This is a genomic window from Streptomyces sp. NPDC016469 (assembly GCF_040632905.1).
In the GTDB taxonomy this organism is placed as follows: domain Bacteria; phylum Actinomycetota; class Actinomycetes; order Streptomycetales; family Streptomycetaceae; genus Streptomyces.
Map to the genome: position 1 here is coordinate 55,071 of NZ_JBEYCQ010000033.1, position 19,162 is coordinate 74,232.

The 19,162-nt window shown below is 73.2% G+C and carries 18 protein-coding genes; 14 read left to right on the forward strand and 4 right to left on the reverse strand.

The features are described from left to right. Window positions 1–9: 9 nt before the first annotated feature. The 3 genes from ABZ565_RS29605 (at window position 10) to ABZ565_RS29615 (ending at window position 3,473) form a co-directional block, all read left to right on the forward strand. Window positions 10–987: an ABC transporter ATP-binding protein gene (locus ABZ565_RS29605; RefSeq protein ID WP_361033439.1), complete on the forward strand. Its 978-nt coding sequence runs from the start codon at window positions 10–12 to the stop codon at window positions 985–987. Continuing rightward, window positions 977–2,236, forward strand: a complete 1,260-nt coding sequence (locus ABZ565_RS29610) for a dipeptide ABC transporter ATP-binding protein (RefSeq protein WP_361033442.1) — start codon at window positions 977–979, stop codon at window positions 2,234–2,236. The genes ABZ565_RS29605 and ABZ565_RS29610 overlap by 11 nt, the downstream gene beginning before the upstream one ends. A 178-nt stretch (window positions 2,237–2,414) precedes the next feature. Beyond that, window positions 2,415–3,473, forward strand: a complete 1,059-nt coding sequence (locus tag ABZ565_RS29615) for a hypothetical protein (RefSeq protein ID WP_361033445.1) — start codon at window positions 2,415–2,417, stop codon at window positions 3,471–3,473. Window position 3,474: 1 nt separating this feature from the next. On the opposite strand, the gene ABZ565_RS29620 is transcribed toward ABZ565_RS29615, so the two are convergent. After that, a complete protein-coding gene (locus ABZ565_RS29620) occupies window positions 3,475–5,601 on the reverse strand; it encodes an alpha/beta fold hydrolase (protein WP_361033448.1) in 2,127 nt (708 codons plus the stop codon). 163 nt (window positions 5,602–5,764) lie between these two features. On the opposite strand from ABZ565_RS29620, the gene ABZ565_RS29625 reads away from it, so the two are divergent. The 8 genes from ABZ565_RS29625 to ABZ565_RS29660 all read left to right on the forward strand — a co-directional run bounded on the left by ABZ565_RS29625 (window position 5,765) and on the right by ABZ565_RS29660 (window position 13,338). After that, entirely contained in the window at window positions 5,765–5,959 is a 195-nt protein-coding gene (locus tag ABZ565_RS29625) for a hypothetical protein (protein WP_018100847.1), read from the forward strand. 52 nt (window positions 5,960–6,011) lie between these two features. After that, window positions 6,012–6,911 (forward strand): N-acetyl-1-D-myo-inositol-2-amino-2-deoxy-alpha-D-glucopyranoside deacetylase, encoded by a 900-nt coding sequence (gene mshB / locus ABZ565_RS29630; RefSeq protein WP_361033451.1) that lies wholly within the window; start codon window positions 6,012–6,014, stop codon window positions 6,909–6,911. Then, window positions 6,908–7,363 (forward strand): DUF6113 family protein, encoded by a 456-nt coding sequence (locus ABZ565_RS29635; RefSeq protein WP_361033454.1) that lies wholly within the window; start codon window positions 6,908–6,910, stop codon window positions 7,361–7,363. The genes mshB and ABZ565_RS29635 overlap by 4 nt, the downstream gene beginning before the upstream one ends. A 418-nt stretch (window positions 7,364–7,781) precedes the next feature. Then, on the forward strand, window positions 7,782–9,674 hold the full coding sequence (locus ABZ565_RS29640; protein WP_361033457.1) for a peptidoglycan binding domain-containing protein: 1,893 nt from the start codon (window positions 7,782–7,784) through the stop codon (window positions 9,672–9,674). A gap of 208 nt (window positions 9,675–9,882) precedes the next feature. Beyond that, window positions 9,883–10,818 (forward strand): ABC transporter ATP-binding protein, encoded by a 936-nt coding sequence (locus tag ABZ565_RS29645; protein WP_361033460.1) that lies wholly within the window; start codon window positions 9,883–9,885, stop codon window positions 10,816–10,818. Further along, window positions 10,815–11,555 carry an ABC transporter permease gene (locus tag ABZ565_RS29650; RefSeq protein ID WP_361033463.1) on the forward strand — a complete coding sequence of 247 codons (741 nt, stop codon included), beginning with the start codon at window positions 10,815–10,817 and terminating at the stop codon, window positions 11,553–11,555. The genes ABZ565_RS29645 and ABZ565_RS29650 overlap by 4 nt, the downstream gene beginning before the upstream one ends. Continuing rightward, entirely contained in the window at window positions 11,552–12,730 is a 1,179-nt protein-coding gene (locus ABZ565_RS29655; RefSeq protein ID WP_361033466.1) for a sensor histidine kinase, read from the forward strand. Before ABZ565_RS29650 ends, ABZ565_RS29655 begins: the two co-directional genes overlap by 4 nt. Then, window positions 12,727–13,338 carry a response regulator transcription factor gene (locus ABZ565_RS29660; protein ID WP_361033469.1) on the forward strand — a complete coding sequence of 204 codons (612 nt, stop codon included), beginning with the start codon at window positions 12,727–12,729 and terminating at the stop codon, window positions 13,336–13,338. Before ABZ565_RS29655 ends, ABZ565_RS29660 begins: the two co-directional genes overlap by 4 nt. A gap of 29 nt (window positions 13,339–13,367) precedes the next feature. On the opposite strand, the gene ABZ565_RS29665 is transcribed toward ABZ565_RS29660, so the two are convergent. Then, window positions 13,368–14,039, reverse strand: coding sequence for a response regulator transcription factor (locus tag ABZ565_RS29665; protein WP_361033511.1), 672 nt, complete (start codon window positions 14,037–14,039; stop codon window positions 13,368–13,370). Window positions 14,040–14,107: 68 nt separating this feature from the next. Then, window positions 14,108–15,409 (reverse strand): histidine kinase, encoded by a 1,302-nt coding sequence (locus ABZ565_RS29670; RefSeq protein WP_361033472.1) that lies wholly within the window; start codon window positions 15,407–15,409, stop codon window positions 14,108–14,110. 133 nt (window positions 15,410–15,542) lie between these two features. Here ABZ565_RS29670 and ABZ565_RS29675 point away from each other — a divergent pair, with 133 nt between their 5' ends. Together ABZ565_RS29675 and ABZ565_RS29680 are read left to right on the forward strand one after the other, a co-directional pair. Continuing rightward, window positions 15,543–16,451, forward strand: coding sequence for an ABC transporter ATP-binding protein (locus tag ABZ565_RS29675; RefSeq protein ID WP_361033475.1), 909 nt, complete (start codon window positions 15,543–15,545; stop codon window positions 16,449–16,451). After that, window positions 16,448–17,320, forward strand: coding sequence for an ABC transporter permease (locus ABZ565_RS29680; RefSeq protein WP_361033478.1), 873 nt, complete (start codon window positions 16,448–16,450; stop codon window positions 17,318–17,320). The genes ABZ565_RS29675 and ABZ565_RS29680 overlap by 4 nt, the downstream gene beginning before the upstream one ends. A 17-nt stretch (window positions 17,321–17,337) precedes the next feature. Here the strand turns inward: ABZ565_RS29680 and ABZ565_RS29685 are convergent, their stop codons facing one another. Next, window positions 17,338–18,267 (reverse strand): SDR family oxidoreductase, encoded by a 930-nt coding sequence (locus tag ABZ565_RS29685; RefSeq protein ID WP_361033481.1) that lies wholly within the window; start codon window positions 18,265–18,267, stop codon window positions 17,338–17,340. A gap of 119 nt (window positions 18,268–18,386) precedes the next feature. On the opposite strand from ABZ565_RS29685, the gene ABZ565_RS29690 reads away from it, so the two are divergent. Continuing rightward, window positions 18,387–18,959 carry a TetR family transcriptional regulator gene (locus tag ABZ565_RS29690; protein ID WP_361033484.1) on the forward strand — a complete coding sequence of 191 codons (573 nt, stop codon included), beginning with the start codon at window positions 18,387–18,389 and terminating at the stop codon, window positions 18,957–18,959. Window positions 18,960–19,162 lie beyond the last annotated feature (203 nt).

Genomic DNA, 19,162 nt, shown 5'->3' on the forward strand with positions numbered 1-19,162 from the left:
TCCGCTGCCATGTTGCTCGAAGTGCGCGATCTGCACGTGGAGTTCCACACCCGGGACGGAGTCGTGAAGGCCGTCAACGGGGTCAACTACTCGGTGGCCGAGGGCGAGACGCTGGCGGTCCTCGGTGAATCGGGCTCCGGGAAGTCGGTCACCGCACAGGCGGTCATGGGCATCCTCGACATGCCCCCGGGAAAGATCCCGCAGGGCGAGATCCTGTTCAAGGGCCGCGACCTGCTGACCATGAAGAAGGAGGAGCGCCGGAAGATCCGCGGCCAGGAGATGGCCATGATCTTCCAGGACGCTCTGTCCTCCCTCAACCCCGTTCTGACCGTCGGCGAGCAGCTCGGCGAGATGTACGTCGTGCACCGCGGGATGTCCCGCAAGAACGCGAAGGCCAGGGCCGTCGAGCTGATGGACCGGGTCCGCATCCCCGCCGCCAAGGAGCGGGTGGGCAACTACCCGCACCAGTTCTCCGGCGGCATGCGCCAACGCATCATGATCGCCATGGCGCTCGCCCTGGAGCCCTCCCTGATCATCGCCGACGAACCCACCACCGCCCTGGACGTCACCGTCCAGGCCCAGGTGATGGACCTGCTCGCGGAGCTCCAGCGCGAACTGAACATGGGCCTGATCCTCATCACCCACGACCTCGGCGTGGTCGCGGACGTCGCCGACAAGATCGCCGTGATGTACGCGGGCCGGATCGTCGAGACCTCGCCCGTGCACGACATCTACAAGGCGCCCGCCCATCCGTACACCAAGGGCCTGCTGGCCTCCATTCCGCGCCTGGACCAGAAGGGCCAGGAGCTGTACGCGATCAAGGGCCTGCCGCCCAACCTGCTGCACATCCCGCCCGGCTGCGCCTTCAACCCGCGCTGCCCGATGGCCCAGGACGTCTGCCGCACCGACGTGCCGCCGCTGTACGACGTGGCCGAGCACCGACAGAGCGCCTGCCACTTCTGGAAGGAGACGCTCGATGCACGCTGACCACTCGGGGCGCAAGGAAGCGCGAGAGGAGGGCGAGACGGCGCGCACCCTGCTGTCCAAGTCGCGCCGGCAGAGCGCGTACGCGGGCGGCGAACCGATCCTGGAGGTGCGCGACCTCGTCAAGCACTACCCGCTGACCCAGGGCGTCCTCATCAAGAAGCAGGTCGGCGCGGTCAAGGCCGTCGACGGGGTCACCTTCGACCTCGGGGCCGGCGAGACGCTGGGCGTCGTGGGGGAGTCCGGCTGCGGCAAGTCGACGGTCGCCCGGCTGCTCGTGCACCTGGAGAGGCCGACGGCCGGCTCCATCCGGTACAAGGGCGAGGACATCACCAAGCTGTCCGGCCGCGCGCTCAAGGCCGTGCGCCGCAACATCCAGATGGTGTTCCAGGACCCGTACACCTCGCTCAACCCGCGCATGACGGTCGGCGACATCATCGGGGAGCCGTACGAGATCCACCCCGAGGTCGCCCCGAAGGGCAGCCGGCGCCGCAAGGTGCAGGAGCTGCTCGACGTCGTCGGGCTCAACCCGGAGTACATCAACCGCTACCCGCACCAGTTCTCCGGCGGCCAGCGCCAGCGCATCGGCATCGCCCGCGGCCTCGCGCTCAACCCGGAGATCATCGTCGCCGACGAACCGGTCTCCGCGCTCGACGTCTCCGTCCAGGCGCAGGTCGTCAACCTGCTGGACCGGCTCCAGGCGGAGTTCAACCTGAGTTACGTCTTCATCGCGCACGACCTGTCGATCGTGCGGCACATCTCCGACCGGGTCGGCGTGATGTACCTGGGCCGGTTCGTGGAGATCGGCACCGACGCGGAGATCTACGACCACCCCACGCACCCGTACACGCAGGCGCTGCTCTCCGCCGTGCCGGTGCCGGACCCCGCGGCGCGGGAGTACCGCGAGCGGATCATCCTGCACGGCGACGTGCCCTCGCCCGCCAATCCGCCCTCCGGCTGCCGCTTCCGCACCCGTTGCTGGAAGGCGCAGGAGCGGTGCGAGCTGGAGGTGCCGCTGCTGGCGGTCCCGGCGGCCTTCCTGGACGTGGACAGCCCGGCCCGGCACGCCTCCGCCTGCCACTTCGCGGAGGAGAAGCGGGTGGTCCCGCCCGAGGGCACGCTCGGTTCGGTGCCGGGGGAGGGCGGCCAGGAGGAGGCGGCGGAGCGCGCCGCGGAGGCGGCGGAACAGCCCGGACCGACGGACCGCGACGAGGGCCCGCCCCCGCCCTCGGGGAGCAGCCGGGCCGTCTGACGCGTCGTTAACACACGGGCAACGTCCCCGATATACGGACGCGGCACCATGGACAACGTACGGCCGTGCGGGTGCCGTGGACCGGCCGGCGGGGTGTGACGCCCCCCGGCCGGTCGCCGTGCACGCGGCGGCGCAGGCCCTCTTGTCCGGAGGGCGGACGCACGGAAGTATCGCGGGTGTGATACTCACCCGCGGAGCAAGAGTCACCGGAGCCGTCCTGTCCGCCGTGCTCGCGGTGATCGTCGCGTGCTGGCTGATACGGGACGTCGATGCGATCGGTTTCGGACAACTGTGGCGCTACTGGGCCGGGTTGTACGACAACCGGATGCGGGCCGTCCCCACGACCTCGGGCACGGACCTCGTCCTGTTCGTGGTGTACGTGGCCGTCGCCGTGGCCGCTCTGCGCGCCGCGTCCGCCGCGTCCGCGCTCGTCGTCGCCGGCGTGGTCACCCTCACCGTGCGGCTCCCCGGACTCTGGACCATCGGCACCCGCCGGATGGAGACCGCGTACCCCGACGACCTGCGCTCTCGGGCCCTGATCTGTGCCTTCGCCGCCCTCGCCGCGGCCGCCGCGATGATCATCACCGCCGGAGCGGGCCGCCGGCCACCCGCCGACTCCTACGAGCGGACGCCGACCGGGCCGGGCCCCGGCGCGGGCGTGCTCGCGTTCCTGGCGCTGGGCGCCGCCGGGCTCGTGCTGATCGCCTGGGAGATCCGCCAGATCGTCCGGGACCCGGAGCTCTTCCCCGACTGGTACGTGGGCGGTGACCGGATCGGGCAGTACCTGACCGGTCCGCCGCCGGGCTGGGCCACCGTGATGCTGGCCCTGCTGTGCGTGGCCGCCGGGATCAGCGCCGTGGCCCGGGCCCCGCACGCCCGCCCGTTCGGCCTGGTGGCCGCGGCGGTGCTGCTGCCGGGCGGGGTGTTCGGGGTGGTCCGGATCGTGCACTACGACATGCTCCAGCACTTCGGTGACCTGCCGGTCGAGCTCCAGCTCAGCCAGCTCAGCTCGTTCTTCCAGGTCCTCGCCGCCGTGGCCGCGCTCATCGCCCTCGCCGTGCCGGGGCAGGTCCGCGCCCCGGGCCAGGACCCGTGGGCCGGCGGCGGCCCGGGCTGGGGCCCCGCGCCGGCCGCGCCCCCGTACCCCGGACAGCGGCCCGGCTACGGCTACCCGCAGGGCGGCAGCGGCGGATTCGGCCCGCCCCCGCCGCCTTCGCAGCCCCCGCCCGGCTGGTAGCTCAGAGCCCCAGCGACCGCTTCAGGAAGTCCACCTGGAGCAGCAACAGGTTCTCGGCCACCTTCTCCTGCGGGGTCATGTGGGTCACCCCGCTCAGCGGCAGCACCTCGTGCGGCCGGCCCGCGGCGAGCAGCGCCGACGACAGCCGCAGGCTGTGCGCGACGACCACGTTGTCGTCCGCGAGACCGTGGATGATCATCATGGGCCGCACCTGGTCGGCCGCGTTCGACAGGCCCGCGTCGGTGACCAGCGAGTTGTACGCGTACACCTCCGGGTTCTCCGCCGGGTCGCCCAGGTAGCGCTCGGTGTAATGGGTGTCGTAGAGCCGCTGGTCGGTCACCGGGGCGCCGACGACCGCCGCGTGGAAGACGTCGGGCCGCCGCAGCGCGGCCAGCCCGGCCAGGAGGCCGCCGAACGACCAGCCCCGGATGGCCACCCGCTCCAGATCGAGCGGGAAGCGCTCGGCGAGCGCGTGCAGGGCCTCCACCTGATCGTCGAGGCTGAGGGCCAGATTGTCCTTGACCGCCTTCTCCCAGCCCGGTGAACGGCCGGGCGTCCCACGCCCGTCGGCGACGACGACCGCGAAGCCCTGGTCCGCGAACCACTGCGAGGTGAGATGCGGATTGTGGGCGGCCACGACCCGCCGGCCGTGCGGTCCGCCGTACGGGTCCATGAGGACCGGAAGCGGACCGTCCGACTCCGAGTACCCGGTGGGGAGCAACACGGCGCACGGAATCCGCCGTGCGCCCCCTTCGGTGAACACCGGCCGCGCGGTCAGCACCGGGCGCTCCGCGCGGCTCTCCACGACGGCGATCTCCTTGCCGTCCCGCAGCACCCGCGCCGTCGACCCGGGCCGCTCCGGCGTCGCCGAGACCAGCACCGTCACCCGGCCCGACCGGACCGCCGTATGCACACCGACGCCCTCGGAGACCCGCTCGACGCCCAGCTCGTTGACCCGGTACACATGGCTCTCGCCGGTCTCCGGCTCCTCCGCCTCCGCGCCCGCCGACGCCGACACCAGGACGTCGGAGTCCCCGATGTCCAGCACCGACTGGATGTGCAGCCGGCCCCCGGTCAGCGTCCGGTCGCCGAGCGCGAGCCGCCGCGCCCCGCCCTCGTCCGTGATCCGTACGAGCCGCCCGTCCGGCGCCCACGCGGGCACCCCGGGGAACAGCTCCAGCCACACCTCGTCCTCGTCCGCGTGCACGGTCCGGGTCGCCCCGGTCTCCGGGTCCACCGCCAGGCACAGCTGGCTCTGCTGGTCCCGGGCCTGGACGAGCAGCAGCGGAGCCCCGTACGAGGACCAGTGCACCCGGGCCAGATAGGGGAACCGCGCCCGGTCCCACTCCACTTCGGTGCGCTTGCCTTCCAGGTCCACGACGTGGAGCCCCACCACCGCGTTGGGCGTGCCCGCCGCGGGGTACGCGACCTCGGCCGGCTTGCGCTCGGGATGCGCGGGGTCGGCGATCCACCACCGCCGCACGGGGCTGTCGTCCACCCGGGCCACCAGCAGCCGGTCGGACTCCGGCGACCACCAGTAGCCCCGGTTGCGGCTCATCTCCTCGGCCGCGATGAACTCGGCCAGCCCGTACGTGACATGGCCGTCCTCCGGCTCCGCGAGTGCCCGGTCCGCCTCGCCGTCCACACCGACGACGCGCAGGGCACCCTTGGACACATAGGCGACGTGTCGCCCGTCCGGGGAGGGGCGCGGATCGATCACCGGGCCGGGAACGGGCAGCGCGCGCGCCGTGCCCGCGCCCAGATCCGCGACGTACACCTTCCCGGAGAGCGCGAAAGCGGCCAGCTCGGCGGACCCGTCCAGCGCGTAGCCCACGATCCCCGACGAGCCCTCGCGGCTGCGCTCCCGCCGGGCGCGCTCCTGCGCCGACAGACGCTCCTCCGAACCGCCCAGCAACGCCAGAGGATCGGCCACCAGGCGTTCTCGCGGCCCGGTGCCCTCGTCCAGGTCCAGCACCCAGAGCTGCCCCGCGCGGTCCGTGCCCGAACCCGAGCGCAGGTAGACCACGCGTCCACCGTCGGGTGACACCGTGAACGCGCGCGGTGCCCCAAGGGTGAATCTCATGGTCCGGGCCAACTGGAGCGGAAACGTGATCTCTGACGAAGTCATGCGCCGAACCTATCGGCCGCGCCCGTCCGTGCGCCCCTCGTGCTGCTGTGCCCCGAACAATGCGTTGCCACGGATAGTTATGATCCGTAGCGCTCGGTGGGTATGAACCTGCTGGCTCCACGCGTGCTGCCCGTCCCGACCGTACAGATGGAGGTGAACCGCCGTGGCGCTCTCGATTTCGGCGGTGGTGCTGCTGGCGATCATCGTCTTCCTGCTGATCCGGAAGTCCGGACTGAAGGGAGGACATGCGGTCGTCTGCGCGCTGCTCGGTTTCTATCTCGCCAGTTCGTCCATCGCGCCCACCATCTCCGAGCTGACCACGAACGTGGCGGGCATGATCGGCGGCATCAAGTTCTGACGCGGTCACCCGTCGGCGGGCGGCCGCCCCGCGGGCTCGTAGGCTGGTCCCCATGACGGACCTTCCCGCCCGGCGGCTGCTCCTGGTGCACGCGCACCCGGACGACGAGTCGATCAACAACGGCGCCACCATGGCCAGGTACGCGGCCGAGGGCGCCCTGGTCACGCTGGTGACCTGCACGCTCGGCGAGGAGGGCGAGATCATCCCGCCCGCGCTCGCCCACCTCGCCGCCGACCGCGACGACGCACTGGGCCCGTACCGCGTCGGCGAACTGGCGGCGGCCATGAAGGAGCTGGGCGTCACCGACCACCGCTTCCTCGGAGGCCCCGGCCGCTACCGGGACTCCGGGATGATGGGCGCCGAGCAGAACCGCCGCCCCGGCGCCTTCTGGTCGGCCGACCTCGACGAGGCCGCCGGACACCTCGTCGAGGTGATCCGTGAGGTGCGCCCCCAGGTCCTGGTGACGTACGACCCCGACGGGGGCTACGGGCACCCCGACCACATCCAGGCCCACCGGGTCGCCACCCGCGCCGCGGAGCTGGCCGCCGACGCCGCGTACCGCCCCGGCTCGGGTGCCCCGCACGCCGTCGCGAAGGTCTACTGGAACCGGGTGCCGCGCTCGGTCGCCGAGGAGGGATTCGCCGCGCTGCGCGCCGAGGCCCCGGACGCGTTCCCGGGGATCGCCGCGATCGGCGACGTACCGGGTGTGGTGGACGACGACCGGATCACCACCGAGATCGACGGCGCGGGGCACGAGGACGCGAAGACCGCCGCGATGCGGGCGCACGCCACCCAGATCGCCGTCCAGGGGCCGTACTTCGCCCTGTCGAACGACCTGGGGCAGCCCGTGTTCACCACGGAGTACTACGAGTTGGCCGCCGGGGTCCCCGGCGCTCCGGCGGGCGAACGCGAACGGGACCTCTTCGCGGGTGTGCCGGGGGCCGGCCGGTGAGCGGCAGCAGCAGGGCGCGGGCCGGCGGCAGCCGGACGGAAGCGCAGAAGAAGGTCATTCCGGCCGGCGGTATGGCCGCCCCCCTCAACCCCGCCCGGATCGCCGCCCTGTTCGGGCTCGCGGTCCTCGGTGCCGTCGTGGGCATCGCCGGGACGCTCGTCCAGCCCGCCTGGTTCCCCGGCGGGCTGCTCCTCGCCCTGGCGGCCGCGGCCGGCCTCTTCTACGGCGGGCGCACGCTGACGGGCACCCAGCCGGGAGCGGTGGCGCCGGCGGCGGGATGGCTGATTTCGGTCGTCTTTCTGCTCGGCGGGCGGCCCGAAGGGGACTATGTCTTCGGTGACGCGCTCGGCCTCGGGCTCTTCATGCTGGGCGGAATGGCCATCGCTGTGATCTGTGCCACCATGCCGCGATCGTCCGGACAGCGGGCCGAAAGCGGTCGACCTGCCAAGTAATGTGCTCCGTCCGATCCCGTAATGCCCCCCGCCCGTACGGGGGGTGCGCAGTCGTTTCCCCCGGTCGCGGGGTGTGTGCGGGCGGCGGCCAGTATGGTGGTTCGCGCGCCCGGGCTGCGGCACGGGGGAGTACGGGCGGCGGAGCCAATCGGGAGAACCTGCTTTGAGTCGTGAAACTGACAGTTCGTCCTCCGGGCCCCAGGGTCGCGGAGGAGCCGCGTACCCCTCGGGTACGCCGCCGTACGGATCCCGCCAGTATCCGTCGACGCACCCGTCGCAGGACGCCCAGGAAGGATCCCGGGAACCCGGCGGTGCGGACCGGTCCGACGAGCCGAAGACCGAGACGACGCTGACGACGCGCATCCGGATCAACATCCCGGGCTCGCGCCCCATCCCGCCTGTTGTCATGCGTACGCCCATGAGCGACGCCGACGGCGAGGGCGAGCGCACCGGCTCGACCCCGCGTCCGGGCGCGTCCGCGCCGGGCGGCGCACCGCAGACGCCCCAGGCACCGATCGCGGAGGGCGGCGCGGACGCGGACCCGGCGGAGTCCGACAAGCCGGCCAAGGAGAAGAGCGGCAGCGACTGGTTCGCCCCCCGCAAGCCCCCGGCGGCCGCGACGCCCCCGACGGACGGACGGCCCGGCGGCGACACGGACGGCGCGGGCTTCCCGACGCCGGTCGGTGCCGGTGGTCCGGGCGGTGCCGGTGGTCCGGGTGCGGCTGGTGGTCCGGGCGCTCCGGCCGGGCCTGGTGGTGTCGGCGGGTCCGGCGGTGCTGGTGTGACGGGTGGGCCTGGCGGCTTCGGTGGCCCCGGCGCCCCGACCGGCCCCGGTGCTCCCGGTCCCGGCCGCGTCTCCCCGCCCTCCGGCCCCCGTACCGACCTGCCGTACTTCTCGGACGGCCCGCGGCGCGACTTCCCGGAGGGCCCCGGCGAGGGCCCGGGCGGCCCGGGTTCCACCCCCGACCTGGGCGTCCGCCCGCCGGGCCCGGCCGGCCCCACCACGGGCCCGGCCGCCGGCACCTCGCCGCTCACCCCGAACCTCGACGGCTCCGGCCCCTTCCCGACGGGCCCAGGTCCGCGGAATCCGGGCGGCCCCGGGCAGGGCGGTGTGCCGCCGCGCATGTCCGACGACACCGCCATCCTCACCCCGCAGTTCGCCCCGATCCCGGGCGGCCCCGGCGGCAACGTCTCGGGTGACACGCTGAACAGCGGCATCCCCGTCGTGCCCGGCGACCGGAACGTCCCGGGCGACCCGATGGGCACCGGACCCGGTGGGCCCGGGGGCCCTGGCGGACCCGGAGCCGCGGCGCCGCGGCCGGCCGCGGCGGCCCGGCCCGCTCCGAAGCCGGCGCCCGCCAGGAAGGGCCGCTCGAAGCTGGTCCTGCTCGGCGCGGCGGCCGTCTGCCTGCTCGGTGTCGCGTACGGCGCCGGACTCCTGATGAACCACTCCGACGTACCCAAGGGCACGACGGTCCTCGGCGTCGACATCGGCGGCGGCACGAAGGAGGACGGCGTCGAGAAGCTGGACGCCGCGCTCGCCAAGCGCGCCGCGACCCCGCTCAAGCTGACCGTGGACGGCAAGGAGACGCAGCTCGCCCCGGACAAGGCCGGGCTCTCCCTGGACAGCCAGGCCACGGTGCGCGCCGCGGCCGGCAGCGACTACAACCCGGTCTCCGTGATCGGCTCGCTCTTCGGCGGCGAGCGGACCGTCGAGCCGGTCTTCCCGGTGGACGAGGAGAAGCTGGGCGTCGCGCTCCAGGACCTGGCCGGCGCCTCGGGCACCGCGAAGGACGGCACCATCAAGTTCGAGCCGGGCAAGGCCGTCGCCGTACCGGGCAAGGCCGGCAAGGCGATCGACGTGAACAAGGCGATGGGCTCCGTCCGGGACGCCTACCGCGCCCAGGTCGAGACCGGCAGCTCCAGGCCCGTCGAACTGCCCGTCGTCTCCAAGGAACCCACCATCACCCAGGCCGAACTGGACCGGGCGATGAAGGAGTTCGCGGAGCCCGCGATGTCCGGTCTGATCGTCATCAAGGCCGGCGGAAAGCAGATCCCGTTCGGCCCGGCGAAGTCGCTGCCACAGATCCTGTCGATGAAGCCGGTCGACGGGAAGCTGGTCGACGTCTACGACAAGAAGGCCATCGACCGGCTCCTCGCCGGTGTCTTCGACGGCATCATGATCACCAAGGGCGACGGCAAGAAGCACCAGCTCAGCGCGGACGACGTGGCCTATGCCATGAAGGGCGCGCTGCTGGGGAAGACCCCCGCCGAGCGCACGGTCACGATCGACCTCGACGGCAACGGCTGACCCGCCCGCACCCCGTCCGACCCGCCCCCGACCGGACCCCGGCCGGGGGCGGTGGCGTGAACGGGCGGAACCGTACCCCGGCCGGGGTGGCGGCTTCCCCGCATCCGGCCCCCGCACACCCGTCACCCCCGGCGCATGACATCTGTCATCCCGGATCCACGACCGCTGACCCTGCCGCGCGCACCCTCCGGTCGGCCAGGCTGGACGCATGACAACGACAGCCACCGGAGCGACCGCGACGAGGACCGCGGTGGTCAGCTTCGACCAGGTCAGCAAGGTCTACGGAGACGTACGCGCCGTCGACGGGCTCACCCTGGACCTGCATCCCGGCGAGACCGTGGCGCTCCTCGGCCCCAACGGAGCCGGCAAGTCCTCCACCCTCGACCTGCTCCTCGGCCTGCGCACCGCCGACTCCGGCACGGTCAGCCTCTTCGGCACCACCCCGCAGGGGGCCATCAAGGCCGGCCGGGTCGGCGCCATGCTGCAGAGCGGCGGCCTGATGGAGGACGTCACCGTCGAGGAACTGGTCCGGCTGGCCTGCGATCTGCACCCCCGCCCCCACCCGGTCGGCGAGGTGCTGGCCCGTGCGGGCATCGCGTCGATCGCCGGCCGGATGGTCAACAAGCTCTCCGGCGGCCAGGAGCAGCGCGTGCGGTTCGCACTGGCCACCGCCGGCGCCAACGACCTCATCGTCCTCGACGAGCCGACGACCGGCATGGACGTCACCGCCCGCCAGGCGTTCTGGGCCACCATGCGCGAACAGGCCGAGCAGGGCCGTACCGTTCTGTTCGCCACCCACTACCTCGAAGAGGCCGACGCGATCGCCGACCGCGTCCTGGTCCTGCACAAGGGCCGCCTCCTCGCCGACGGCACCGCCGCCGAGATCAAGGCGAAGGCCGGGGCCCGCCGGATCGCCTTCGAGCTGGAGGGCGCGATCGACCGGGCCGCCCTGAGCGCACTGCCGTTCCTCGCCTCGCTCGACATCAACGGCCGGCGGGTGCGCATCCAGTCGCACAACGCCGACGCGACCGTGCACGCCCTCTACGGCCTCGGTCTGTACCCGCGCGAGCTGGAAGTCGCCGGACTCGGCCTGGAACAGGCATTCGTCGCCATCACCGAGGCCGAGGAGGCCAAGCACTCGTGAACACTCTGATCCGGCTCGAAGTCACCCGCACCCTGCGGAACAAGAAGTTCATGTTCTTCTCGGTCATCTACCCGTCGGTGATCTACCTGCTGATCTCCGGCACCCAGAACGACACCGACAAGATCCCGCACACCGATCTGACCCTCCAGTCCTTCTTCATGGTCTCCATGGCCTCCTTCGGCGCGCTGACCGCCGTCCTCATGGGCAACAGCGAGCGCATCGCCAAGGAGCGCGAGAAGGGCTGGGTGCGCCAGCTGCGGCTGACCGCGCTGCCCGGCCGGGGCTATGTCCTGGCGAAGATCGCCAGCGCCGCCATGGTCACCCTGCCCTGCATCGTCGTGGTCTTCCTCGTCGCCGCCTCGGTCAAACACGTCCGCTTCGACCTCTGGCAGTGGTTCGCCCTGACCGGCGTCATCTGGGCCGGCTCCCTGGTCTTCGCCGCCCTCGGCGTCGCCATCGGTTACCTCACCAGCGGGGACGCGGTCCGCCCGGTCACGATGATCATCTACTTCGGGCTCTCCATCCTCGGCGGCCTCTGGATGCCCAGCGCGACCTTCCCGCACTGGCTCCAGAACATCTCCGAGTGGCTTCCCACGCACGCGTACGCTGCACTCGGCCAGGCCGTCGAGATGGGCGGCGCGCCGCACGCCAAGGACGTCGCCGTCCTCTGTGTCTACTTCCTGCTCTTCGCGGGCGGCGCGGCCTGGCTCTACCGGAAGGACACCCTGAAGGCGTGAACGACGACGAGACGTCGGTGGGGCTGGGGCGGCCGCCCGCGACCGCCCGCCAGGCCGGGATCAAGCTGCTGTGGATCGGCATCTGGCTCGCCTTCATGAGCGCACCGGTCAAGGACCTCGCCGACGGCAACCACACCCGGTGGGCGACCGCGCTCGGCGTCCTCGGACTGCTGGTCTTCGTCGGTGCCTACCTCGTCCTGGTCTTCCGGCACACGTCGAAGGCGCTCGACCTCTTCCGGGTCCGGGCATCGCTCGCCTTCCTCGGGGTCCTGGCGGTCCTGCTGGCGCTGACGTTCGGCACGCCCTGGCTGGTCCTCTTCGTGTACGTGGCGGTGTCGGCGGGTGCCACGATGCCGCTGCGGACCGCGCGGTGGCTGATCCCCGTCGTCACCGCCGTCCTGGTGGGCGTCGGCGCGACTCTGGAGGACCCGCGCGAGACCGTCACCGCCCTGGTCTTCCCCGCCCTGCTGGGCGGCTTCGCGATGACCGGCGTACGGCAGCTGGTCCGCACCACGATCGAGCTGCGCCAGGCCCGGGCCACCGTCGCGCAGCTGGCCGCCAACGAGGAGCGCCTGCGTCTCGCCCGCGATCTGCACGACCTGCTGGGCCACTCCCTCTCGCTGATCACCCTCAAGAGCGAGCTGGCCGGCCGGATGCTCCCCGACCGGCCCGAACTGGCGGCCGCCCAGGTCGCGGACATCGAACAGGTCAGCCGCCAGGCCCTGGTGGACGTACGCAGTGCCGTCACCGGATACCGCCGGCCGACCCTCCCCGGCGAACTGGCCGGGGCCCGCACCGCGCTGGCCGCCGCCGGGGTCGACGCCGACGTCCCGGCCGCCATCCCCGACGGACTGCCCGAGAAGGCGGAGGAGGTGCTCGCCTGGGGGCTGCGGGAGGCCGTCACCAACGTCGTACGCCACAGCGGTGCGCACCGCTGCACGGTGACCCTGGCACCCCGTCAGACACTGGACGGGCGGGTGCTCGAACTGACCGTCGCCGACGACGGCCGGGGCGCCGCCGGAACCACGCCCGGCAACGGCCTCACCGGGCTCACCGAACGCCTCGCCTCGGTGGACGGCACCCTCACCACCCGGGCCACCCAGCCCCGTTCGGGCAAAGGCTTCACCATGGTCCTCAGCATTCCGTTCGAATCCGGCCTAGGATCCGCGGAATGAGCATGATCAGACTTCTCCTCGCGGAGGACCAGTCCATGGTGCGCGAGGCCCTGGCGGCGCTCCTCGGACTGGAACCGGACATCGAGGTGGTCGCCCAGGTCGCCCGGGGCGACGAGGTCCTGGCGGCGGCCCGGGAACACTCCGTCGACGTGGCCCTCCTGGACATCGAGATGCCCGGCATGACCGGCATCGAGGCGACGGCCCGGCTCCGCGAGGCCCTGCCGGACGTGAAGGTCGTGGTGGTCACGACGTTCGGCCGGCCCGGCTATCTGCGCCGCGCCATGGAGTCGGGCGCCGACGCCTTCCTGGTCAAGGACGCCCCCGCCTCCCAGCTCGCCGAAGCGGTACGCAAGGTGCTCGCCGGCGAACGCGTCATCGACCCCGGCCTCGCCGCCGCCGCCCTCGCCGACGGCGCCAACCCGCTGACCGACCGCGAGAGCGAGGTCCTGCGCACCGCCGCCGACGGCTCGACCAACGCGGAGATCGCCGCCGCCCTCCACCTCTCCCAGGGCACCGTCCGCAACTACCTCTCCATGGCGATCCAGAAGCTGGCCGCCCGCAACCGTGCCGAGGCGGTCCGCATGGCGCGCGAGAAGGGCTGGTTGTAGCAGCCCCTCTCACGCACCGCGGACGGGTGTCACCGCCCCGGGGACACCAGCCCCGCCTCGTACGCGATGATGACCAGCTGCACCCGGTCCCGCGCGCCCAGCTTGGCGAGCAGGCGGGTGAGATACGTCTTCGCCGTGGCGACGCTGATGACCAGGCGCTCGGCGATCTCCGCGTTCGAGAGCCCGCCGCCGACCAGCACCAGCACCTCCCGCTCCCGTTCGGTGATCGCGGACAAGGGCGCCGGGACCGGCGCGGAGGGCGCGGGACGGGCCGCGAACTCCTTGATCAGCCGCCGGGTGACGCCCGGGGCGATCAGGGCGTCGCCGGACGCCACCACCCGGACCGCCGCCAGGATGTCGTCCAGCGCCATGTCCTTGACCAGGAACCCGGCCGCCCCGGCGCGCAGCGCCCCGTACACGTAATCGTCGTCGTCGAACGTCGTCAGGACCACCACATGCGCATCGCCGCCCTGTGCGGTGATCCGCTCGGTGGCCTCGATGCCGTCCATGCCGGGCATCCGGATGTCCATCACGACGACGTCCGGCGCCAGTCGGGCGGTCAGCCGGACCGCCTCCTCGCCCGTCCCCGCCTCGCCGACCACCTCGATGTCCGGGGTGTCCGCCATGACCATGCGCAGAGCGGCCCGCACCAGCGGCTGGTCGTCCGCGAGCACGACGCGGACCGGGGGAGGGGCGGCCATCGCACCGTCCGCGTCCTGGGCGGCGTCCACGGGCGCGTCGGGGCGCCCGCCGCCGCTCGTACCGCCGCTCATGCCGCCGCTCCCCGCGCCGGTTCCGGCTCCGGCTCCGGGGGCGCCGGTATCGCCTCCCGCGCACGCTCCGGCGCGGGCACCGGCAGCCGGGCCGCGACCCGGAAGCCGCCGCCCGGGGCCGGGGCGGCGGCGAACTCGCCGTGCAGCAGGGCGACCCGCTCCCGCATCCCGGCCAGGCCGAACCCGGGGGCCGCTCCGCGCCCCGTGGAGCGGCCCGCGCCCCGGTCCCCGCCCCGGCCCCGGTCCGTGATCTCGATGGTCAGCTCCTCTTCGCCGTATTCGACGCGGACCCGGCAGGCGTCGGTCTCCGCATGGCGCACCACGTTGGTCACCGACTCCTGGACGATCCGGAACGCCGAAAGCTCCAACTCCGGTGGCAGTGCCCGTCGTTCGCCCCGCCAGTCCACCTCGACCCGGACCCCGGCAGCGGTCGTGGCCCGGGCGAGCCGGTCGATGTCGGCCAGGCCCTCGGCGGGGCGCAGCGGCGCGTCCTCGCGCCCCGCGGCGTCCTGGCCGGGCCCGGTCTCCCGGAGCGCGCCCAGCATTCTGCGCAGCCCCGAGAGCGTCTCCCGGCCCGCCGCCTCCACCGCGCTCATCGCCTCGCGGGCGGCGTCCGGCTGGGTGTGCACGACCCTGGCCGCGGCGCCCGCCTGGAGGGCGATGATGCCGACGCTGTGCGCGACCACGTCGTGCATCTCGCGGGCGATGCGCAGCCGTTCGGCGACGATCGCCCGGTCCGTTGCCCTGGCCGTCAGCTCCGCGTCGTGCTTGCGGCTCTCGTGCACCGAGCGGCCCACCAGCCAGGCGACGACCGCCGTCAGGGCGACGGCCACCTCCGCCGAGGTGCCGGCGGGCCAGCCGGCGAGCGCCCGGCCGCCCACGAAGGCGATCAGGACGGCGACCGACATGACGAGGGCGAGGACGCCCGTGCGCAGGGGGCGGGCGGCTGCCGTGAAATACAGGGCGACATCGACGGCCAGGAACTGCGCCAGGGGGATCTCCGTGACGCCGAGCGGCATCGTGGCCAGCGCCGAGGCGGCGAGCAGCACCGCCACGGCGCCCAGCGGGCGCCGGCCGAGGCGGAGACACCCGGTGATCAGCAGGGCCGTGGACAGCAGATGCGTCAGCAGGCCGTCCCAGCGGTAGAAGAGGACCCCGCGCATGACGGACGCCTCGTACTCGCCGGGCATCCGCACCCGCATGAGGACGGTCATCGCCAGGCCCCCGAACCAGGCAGCCGCCACCCACGCGGCCGGGGGGACGCGCTTGAGCTGGGGCAGGACCGGTGAGCTGGACATGTGCCGAGCGTAACCAGTGCCGAACACCGGCGCATCGGCCCACGGTTGTACACCCACGGGTGCAGTCCGCCCCGCCCGGTTGTCAGCGACGGCCCGACGACACGGCCCGGTCGCGCCCCGCAGGGTGGGTCCCATGATCGAAGCCAACGGACTGACCAAGCGATACGGCGGCACCACCGCCGTGGACGACCTGACCTTCACCGTCCGGCCGGGCGAGGTGACCGGCTTCCTCGGGCCCAACGGGGCCGGGAAGACCACCACCCTGCGCATGCTCCTCGGCCTCGTCGAGCCGACCGCCGGAACGGCCACCGTCCGGGGCCGCCCCTTCCGCGACCACCCCCGCGGACTGCGCCACGTCGGCGCCCTGCTCGACGCGGGCGACGTCCACGGCGGCCGCACGGCCCGCGCCCACCTCGCCGTGCTGGCCCGGAGCAACGGCATCCCCCGCGCCCGGGTCGACGAGCTCCTGGACGAAGTGGGCCTCGCGGCAGCGGCCCGCCGACGCGTCGGCGGCTTCTCGCTCGGGATGCGCCAGCGCCTGGGGATCGCCACGGCCCTGCTCGGCGACCCGCCCGTCCTGCTCTTCGACGAACCGCTCAACGGCCTCGACCCGGAAGGCGTGCTGTGGGTGCGCGGGCTCTTCCGCCGGCTCGCCGCCGAAGGCCGTACCGTCTTCGTCTCCAGCCACCTGATGACCGAGATGGAGCACACCGCCGACCGGCTCGTCGTCATCGGGAGCGGCGCGCTCATCGCCGCCGAGAGCCTGAGCGCGTTCGCCGCCCGCTCCACCCGCCTCAGCGTCACCGTACGCACTCCGGACGCGGCGGACCTGACGCCGCTGCTGGCCGCCGAGGGCGCCTCGGTGGCCGGGGACGGCGACCGGCTCTCCGTGACCGGGCTCCCCGCCGAACGCATCGGCGAACTCGCCCTGCGCCACCGGGTCCTGCTCCACGAACTGACCCCCCTCGGCGCCTCGCTGGAGGAGGCGTTCATGGAACTCACCGCGGACAGCGTCCAGTACCAGGCAGGAGACCACCGATGACCACGGCGAAGACCACCACGGCACCCACCGCCCCCACCGCCCCCGTGACGCACGACGGGCCCCCCGCGCGCTTCACCGACCTGATCGCCGCCGAGTGGCTGAAGACGTGGTCGCTGCGCTCGACGCCCTGGCTGTACGCGCTCAGCGCGCTGGCCGTCGTCGCGTTCAACGCCGGTACGGCCTACGACCACTACAAGTACTGGTACCAGTACGACAAGGGCAGCCAGGACTTCTTCGCCCACCACCGCCTGGCGCTCCTCGACGCCTTCACCGACAACGCCGCCCTGGTGCTGGTGCTGGCCCTCGCCGCGATCGGCGCCGTGTCGGTCACCGGCGAGTACGGGACGGGGCTCATCCGCACCACCTTCACCGCCGTGCCCGCCCGGCGCTCGGTGATGGCCGCCAAGGCCGTCGTCCTCGCCGCCGTCAGCACGGTCTTCGGTGTGCTCGTCGCCGCCGCCTCCTTCGCCTCGACGCAGGCGTTCCTGTCGGCGCGCGACGCCTCCGTCTCCCTCGGCGACCCCGGCGTGCTCCAGGTCCTCGCCGCCTCCGCGCTGCTCGCCCCGGTCGCCTCGCTCGCGGGCTTCGCGCTGGGCACGGTGATCCGGCACACGGGCACGTCGATCGTGGCGTGCGTGGCGGTGCTGCTCCTGCTCCCGATGCTCCTCAGCGACCGCCGCCACCTGACGGCGGTGCTCCGGCACACCCTGCCGCTGAGTGGGTGGGAGCGCCTGCGGGACGGCGCCCTCGCGCAGGGCGCGCCCGAGCTCTACCCGTGGTCCGAGGCGGGCGCCTGGACCGTGTACGCCCTGTGGGCGCTGGTGGCCGCGGCGGTGGCGGTGTGCGCGGTGCACCGCCGCGACCAGTGAGGCGGCGCGGTGACGCGTTACGCCCCCGGCGCGCCGAAGTAGTGCCCCTGCTCCAGGTCCTCGATGAGCCCCGGCCCGGCAGGCTTCCAGCCGAAGCGGTCGCGGGTCGGGGCGCTGGATGCGGGCGAGTCGAGGTTCACCACGTCGCCCAGCCAGGCGAAGTGAGCGGCCGCGTCCTCGGGGGCGACGGAGGCCGTGGGGACGCCGAGGTGGCGGCCGATGGTCTCGGCGACGGACCGCAGCGCGACGCCCTCCTCGGCCGCCGCGTGCAGCGTGGAACCGGCGGGGGCCTGTTCCAGGGCGAGCCGGAACAGGTGGGCGGCATCCGCGCGGTGGGCGGCCGGCCAGCGCTGGGAGCCGTCGCCGACGTAGCCGGAGACGCCCTTGGCGCGGGCGGTGGCGATGAGGGCGGGGACGAAGCCCTGGTCCCCGTCGCCGTGGACCGTCGGGGGCAGCCGGACGACGGACGAGCGGACGTCGCGGGAGGCGAGGGCGATCGTCGCCCGCGCGTTGTCCTGGCGGCTGCCCGGTCCCCCGGTGGGCGCGTCCGGGTCTGCGCTCTGCCCGTCCTCCTCGGTCGCGACCCGGCCCGGGGCCAGCCCGAGGAGCCCGGACGCGATGACGAAGGGCTTGCCGGAGCCGGCGAGCGCGTCCCCGAAGGCGTCGATGGCCCGGCGGTCCGCGTCGGTGGCGCCCTGGAAGTCCCCGGAGAACGCGATGTCGTGCTTGAAGGCGAGATGGACGACCCCGTCCGCGGCGGCGGCCGCCTCGCGCAGCACGTCCAGGTCGTCCAGTGATCCGCGCCGCACCTCGGCCCCGGCGGCGGCCAGCGCATCGGCCGAGGCATCCGAACGGGCGAGCCCGACGACCTGGTGACCTGCCCCGATGAGCTCGGGAACGACCGCGGAACCGATCCAGCCGGACGCGCCGGTGATGAATACACGCATGAGGAACCTCCTGAACAGGCTGACGAGCCGGGCAGCGGAACACACGGCCGACCCCGATGTCAGCGACTGTCATCAGCCTAGCTCTCATGTCTGTCACTGTCATCCCATAGACTCGCCGCATGGGTCGATGGGAGCCGAACGCGCGCGGCAGGCTGGAGCAGGCCGCCATGGAGCTGTACGGCGAGCGGGGTTACGAGCAGACGACCGTGACCGAGATCGCCAAGCGGGCCGGGCTCACGGAACGCACGTTCTTCCGGCACTACGCGGACAAGCGCGAGGTGCTGTTCGCGGGCTCCACACTGCTCCAGGAGCGCCTGGTGAGCGGCCTCGCCGGGGCACCCCCGTCCGCGCCCCCGATGGACGCGGTGGCGGAAGGGCTCCAGGCGGCCGCGGCCGTGTTCGACGAGCGCCACGAGCACGCCCGGCGGCGGCAGCGGATCATCACGGCCAACGCGGAGCTCCAGGAGCGCGAGCTGGTGAAACTCGCCTCGCTCGCCGCGGCGATGGGGGAGGCCCTGCGGGCGCGCGGCGTCAGTGAACCGGCGGCGAGCCTGGCGGCCGAGGCGGGGATCGCCGTCTTCAAGGTCGCCTTCGAGCGCTGGATCGACACCGTCGGTGCGCGCGGCCTGGGCGCGTTCGTCCTGGAGGGCCTGGCCGGACTCGAATCCCTGATGACGGGCGGCCGCCCCTGACACGACGACACCCGCCCCGTCGGAAGTGACGGAGCGGGCGTGGTTGCGGAGGGCTCCGGCGAACGGAGTCCGTAGCTGCTGAAGCCCTACGGGAACGAAACCACCTGTGACGGGACGGTCGAGGTCCCGGAGGTCGGGGAGCCCGTGTCGTTGATGACGTGGTTGTACTGTCCCTGGCCGCCGAGCGAGACGACGAGCAGGTC

Excerpts from the sequence above, each read along its gene's own strand:
- ABZ565_RS29605 (WP_361033439.1), top strand. The coding sequence starts at position 10 with ATGTTGCTCGAAGTGCGCGATCTGCACGTGGAGTTCCACACCCGGGAC.
- ABZ565_RS29610 (WP_361033442.1), top strand. The coding sequence starts at position 977 with ATGCACGCTGACCACTCGGGGCGCAAGGAAGCGCGAGAGGAGGGCGAG.
- ABZ565_RS29620 (WP_361033448.1), bottom strand. The coding sequence starts at position 5,601 with ATGACTTCGTCAGAGATCACGTTTCCGCTCCAGTTGGCCCGGACCATG.
- mshB (WP_361033451.1), top strand. The coding sequence starts at position 6,012 with ATGACGGACCTTCCCGCCCGGCGGCTGCTCCTGGTGCACGCGCACCCG.
- ABZ565_RS29640 (WP_361033457.1), top strand. The coding sequence starts at position 7,782 with ATGAGCGACGCCGACGGCGAGGGCGAGCGCACCGGCTCGACCCCGCGT.
- ABZ565_RS29645 (WP_361033460.1), top strand. The coding sequence starts at position 9,883 with ATGACAACGACAGCCACCGGAGCGACCGCGACGAGGACCGCGGTGGTC.
- ABZ565_RS29660 (WP_361033469.1), top strand. The coding sequence starts at position 12,727 with ATGAGCATGATCAGACTTCTCCTCGCGGAGGACCAGTCCATGGTGCGC.
- ABZ565_RS29665 (WP_361033511.1), bottom strand. The coding sequence starts at position 14,039 with ATGGCCGCCCCTCCCCCGGTCCGCGTCGTGCTCGCGGACGACCAGCCG.
- ABZ565_RS29670 (WP_361033472.1), bottom strand. The coding sequence starts at position 15,409 with ATGTCCAGCTCACCGGTCCTGCCCCAGCTCAAGCGCGTCCCCCCGGCC.
- ABZ565_RS29675 (WP_361033475.1), top strand. The coding sequence starts at position 15,543 with ATGATCGAAGCCAACGGACTGACCAAGCGATACGGCGGCACCACCGCC.
- ABZ565_RS29680 (WP_361033478.1), top strand. The coding sequence starts at position 16,448 with ATGACCACGGCGAAGACCACCACGGCACCCACCGCCCCCACCGCCCCC.
- ABZ565_RS29685 (WP_361033481.1), bottom strand. The coding sequence starts at position 18,267 with ATGCGTGTATTCATCACCGGCGCGTCCGGCTGGATCGGTTCCGCGGTC.
- ABZ565_RS29690 (WP_361033484.1), top strand. The coding sequence starts at position 18,387 with ATGGGTCGATGGGAGCCGAACGCGCGCGGCAGGCTGGAGCAGGCCGCC.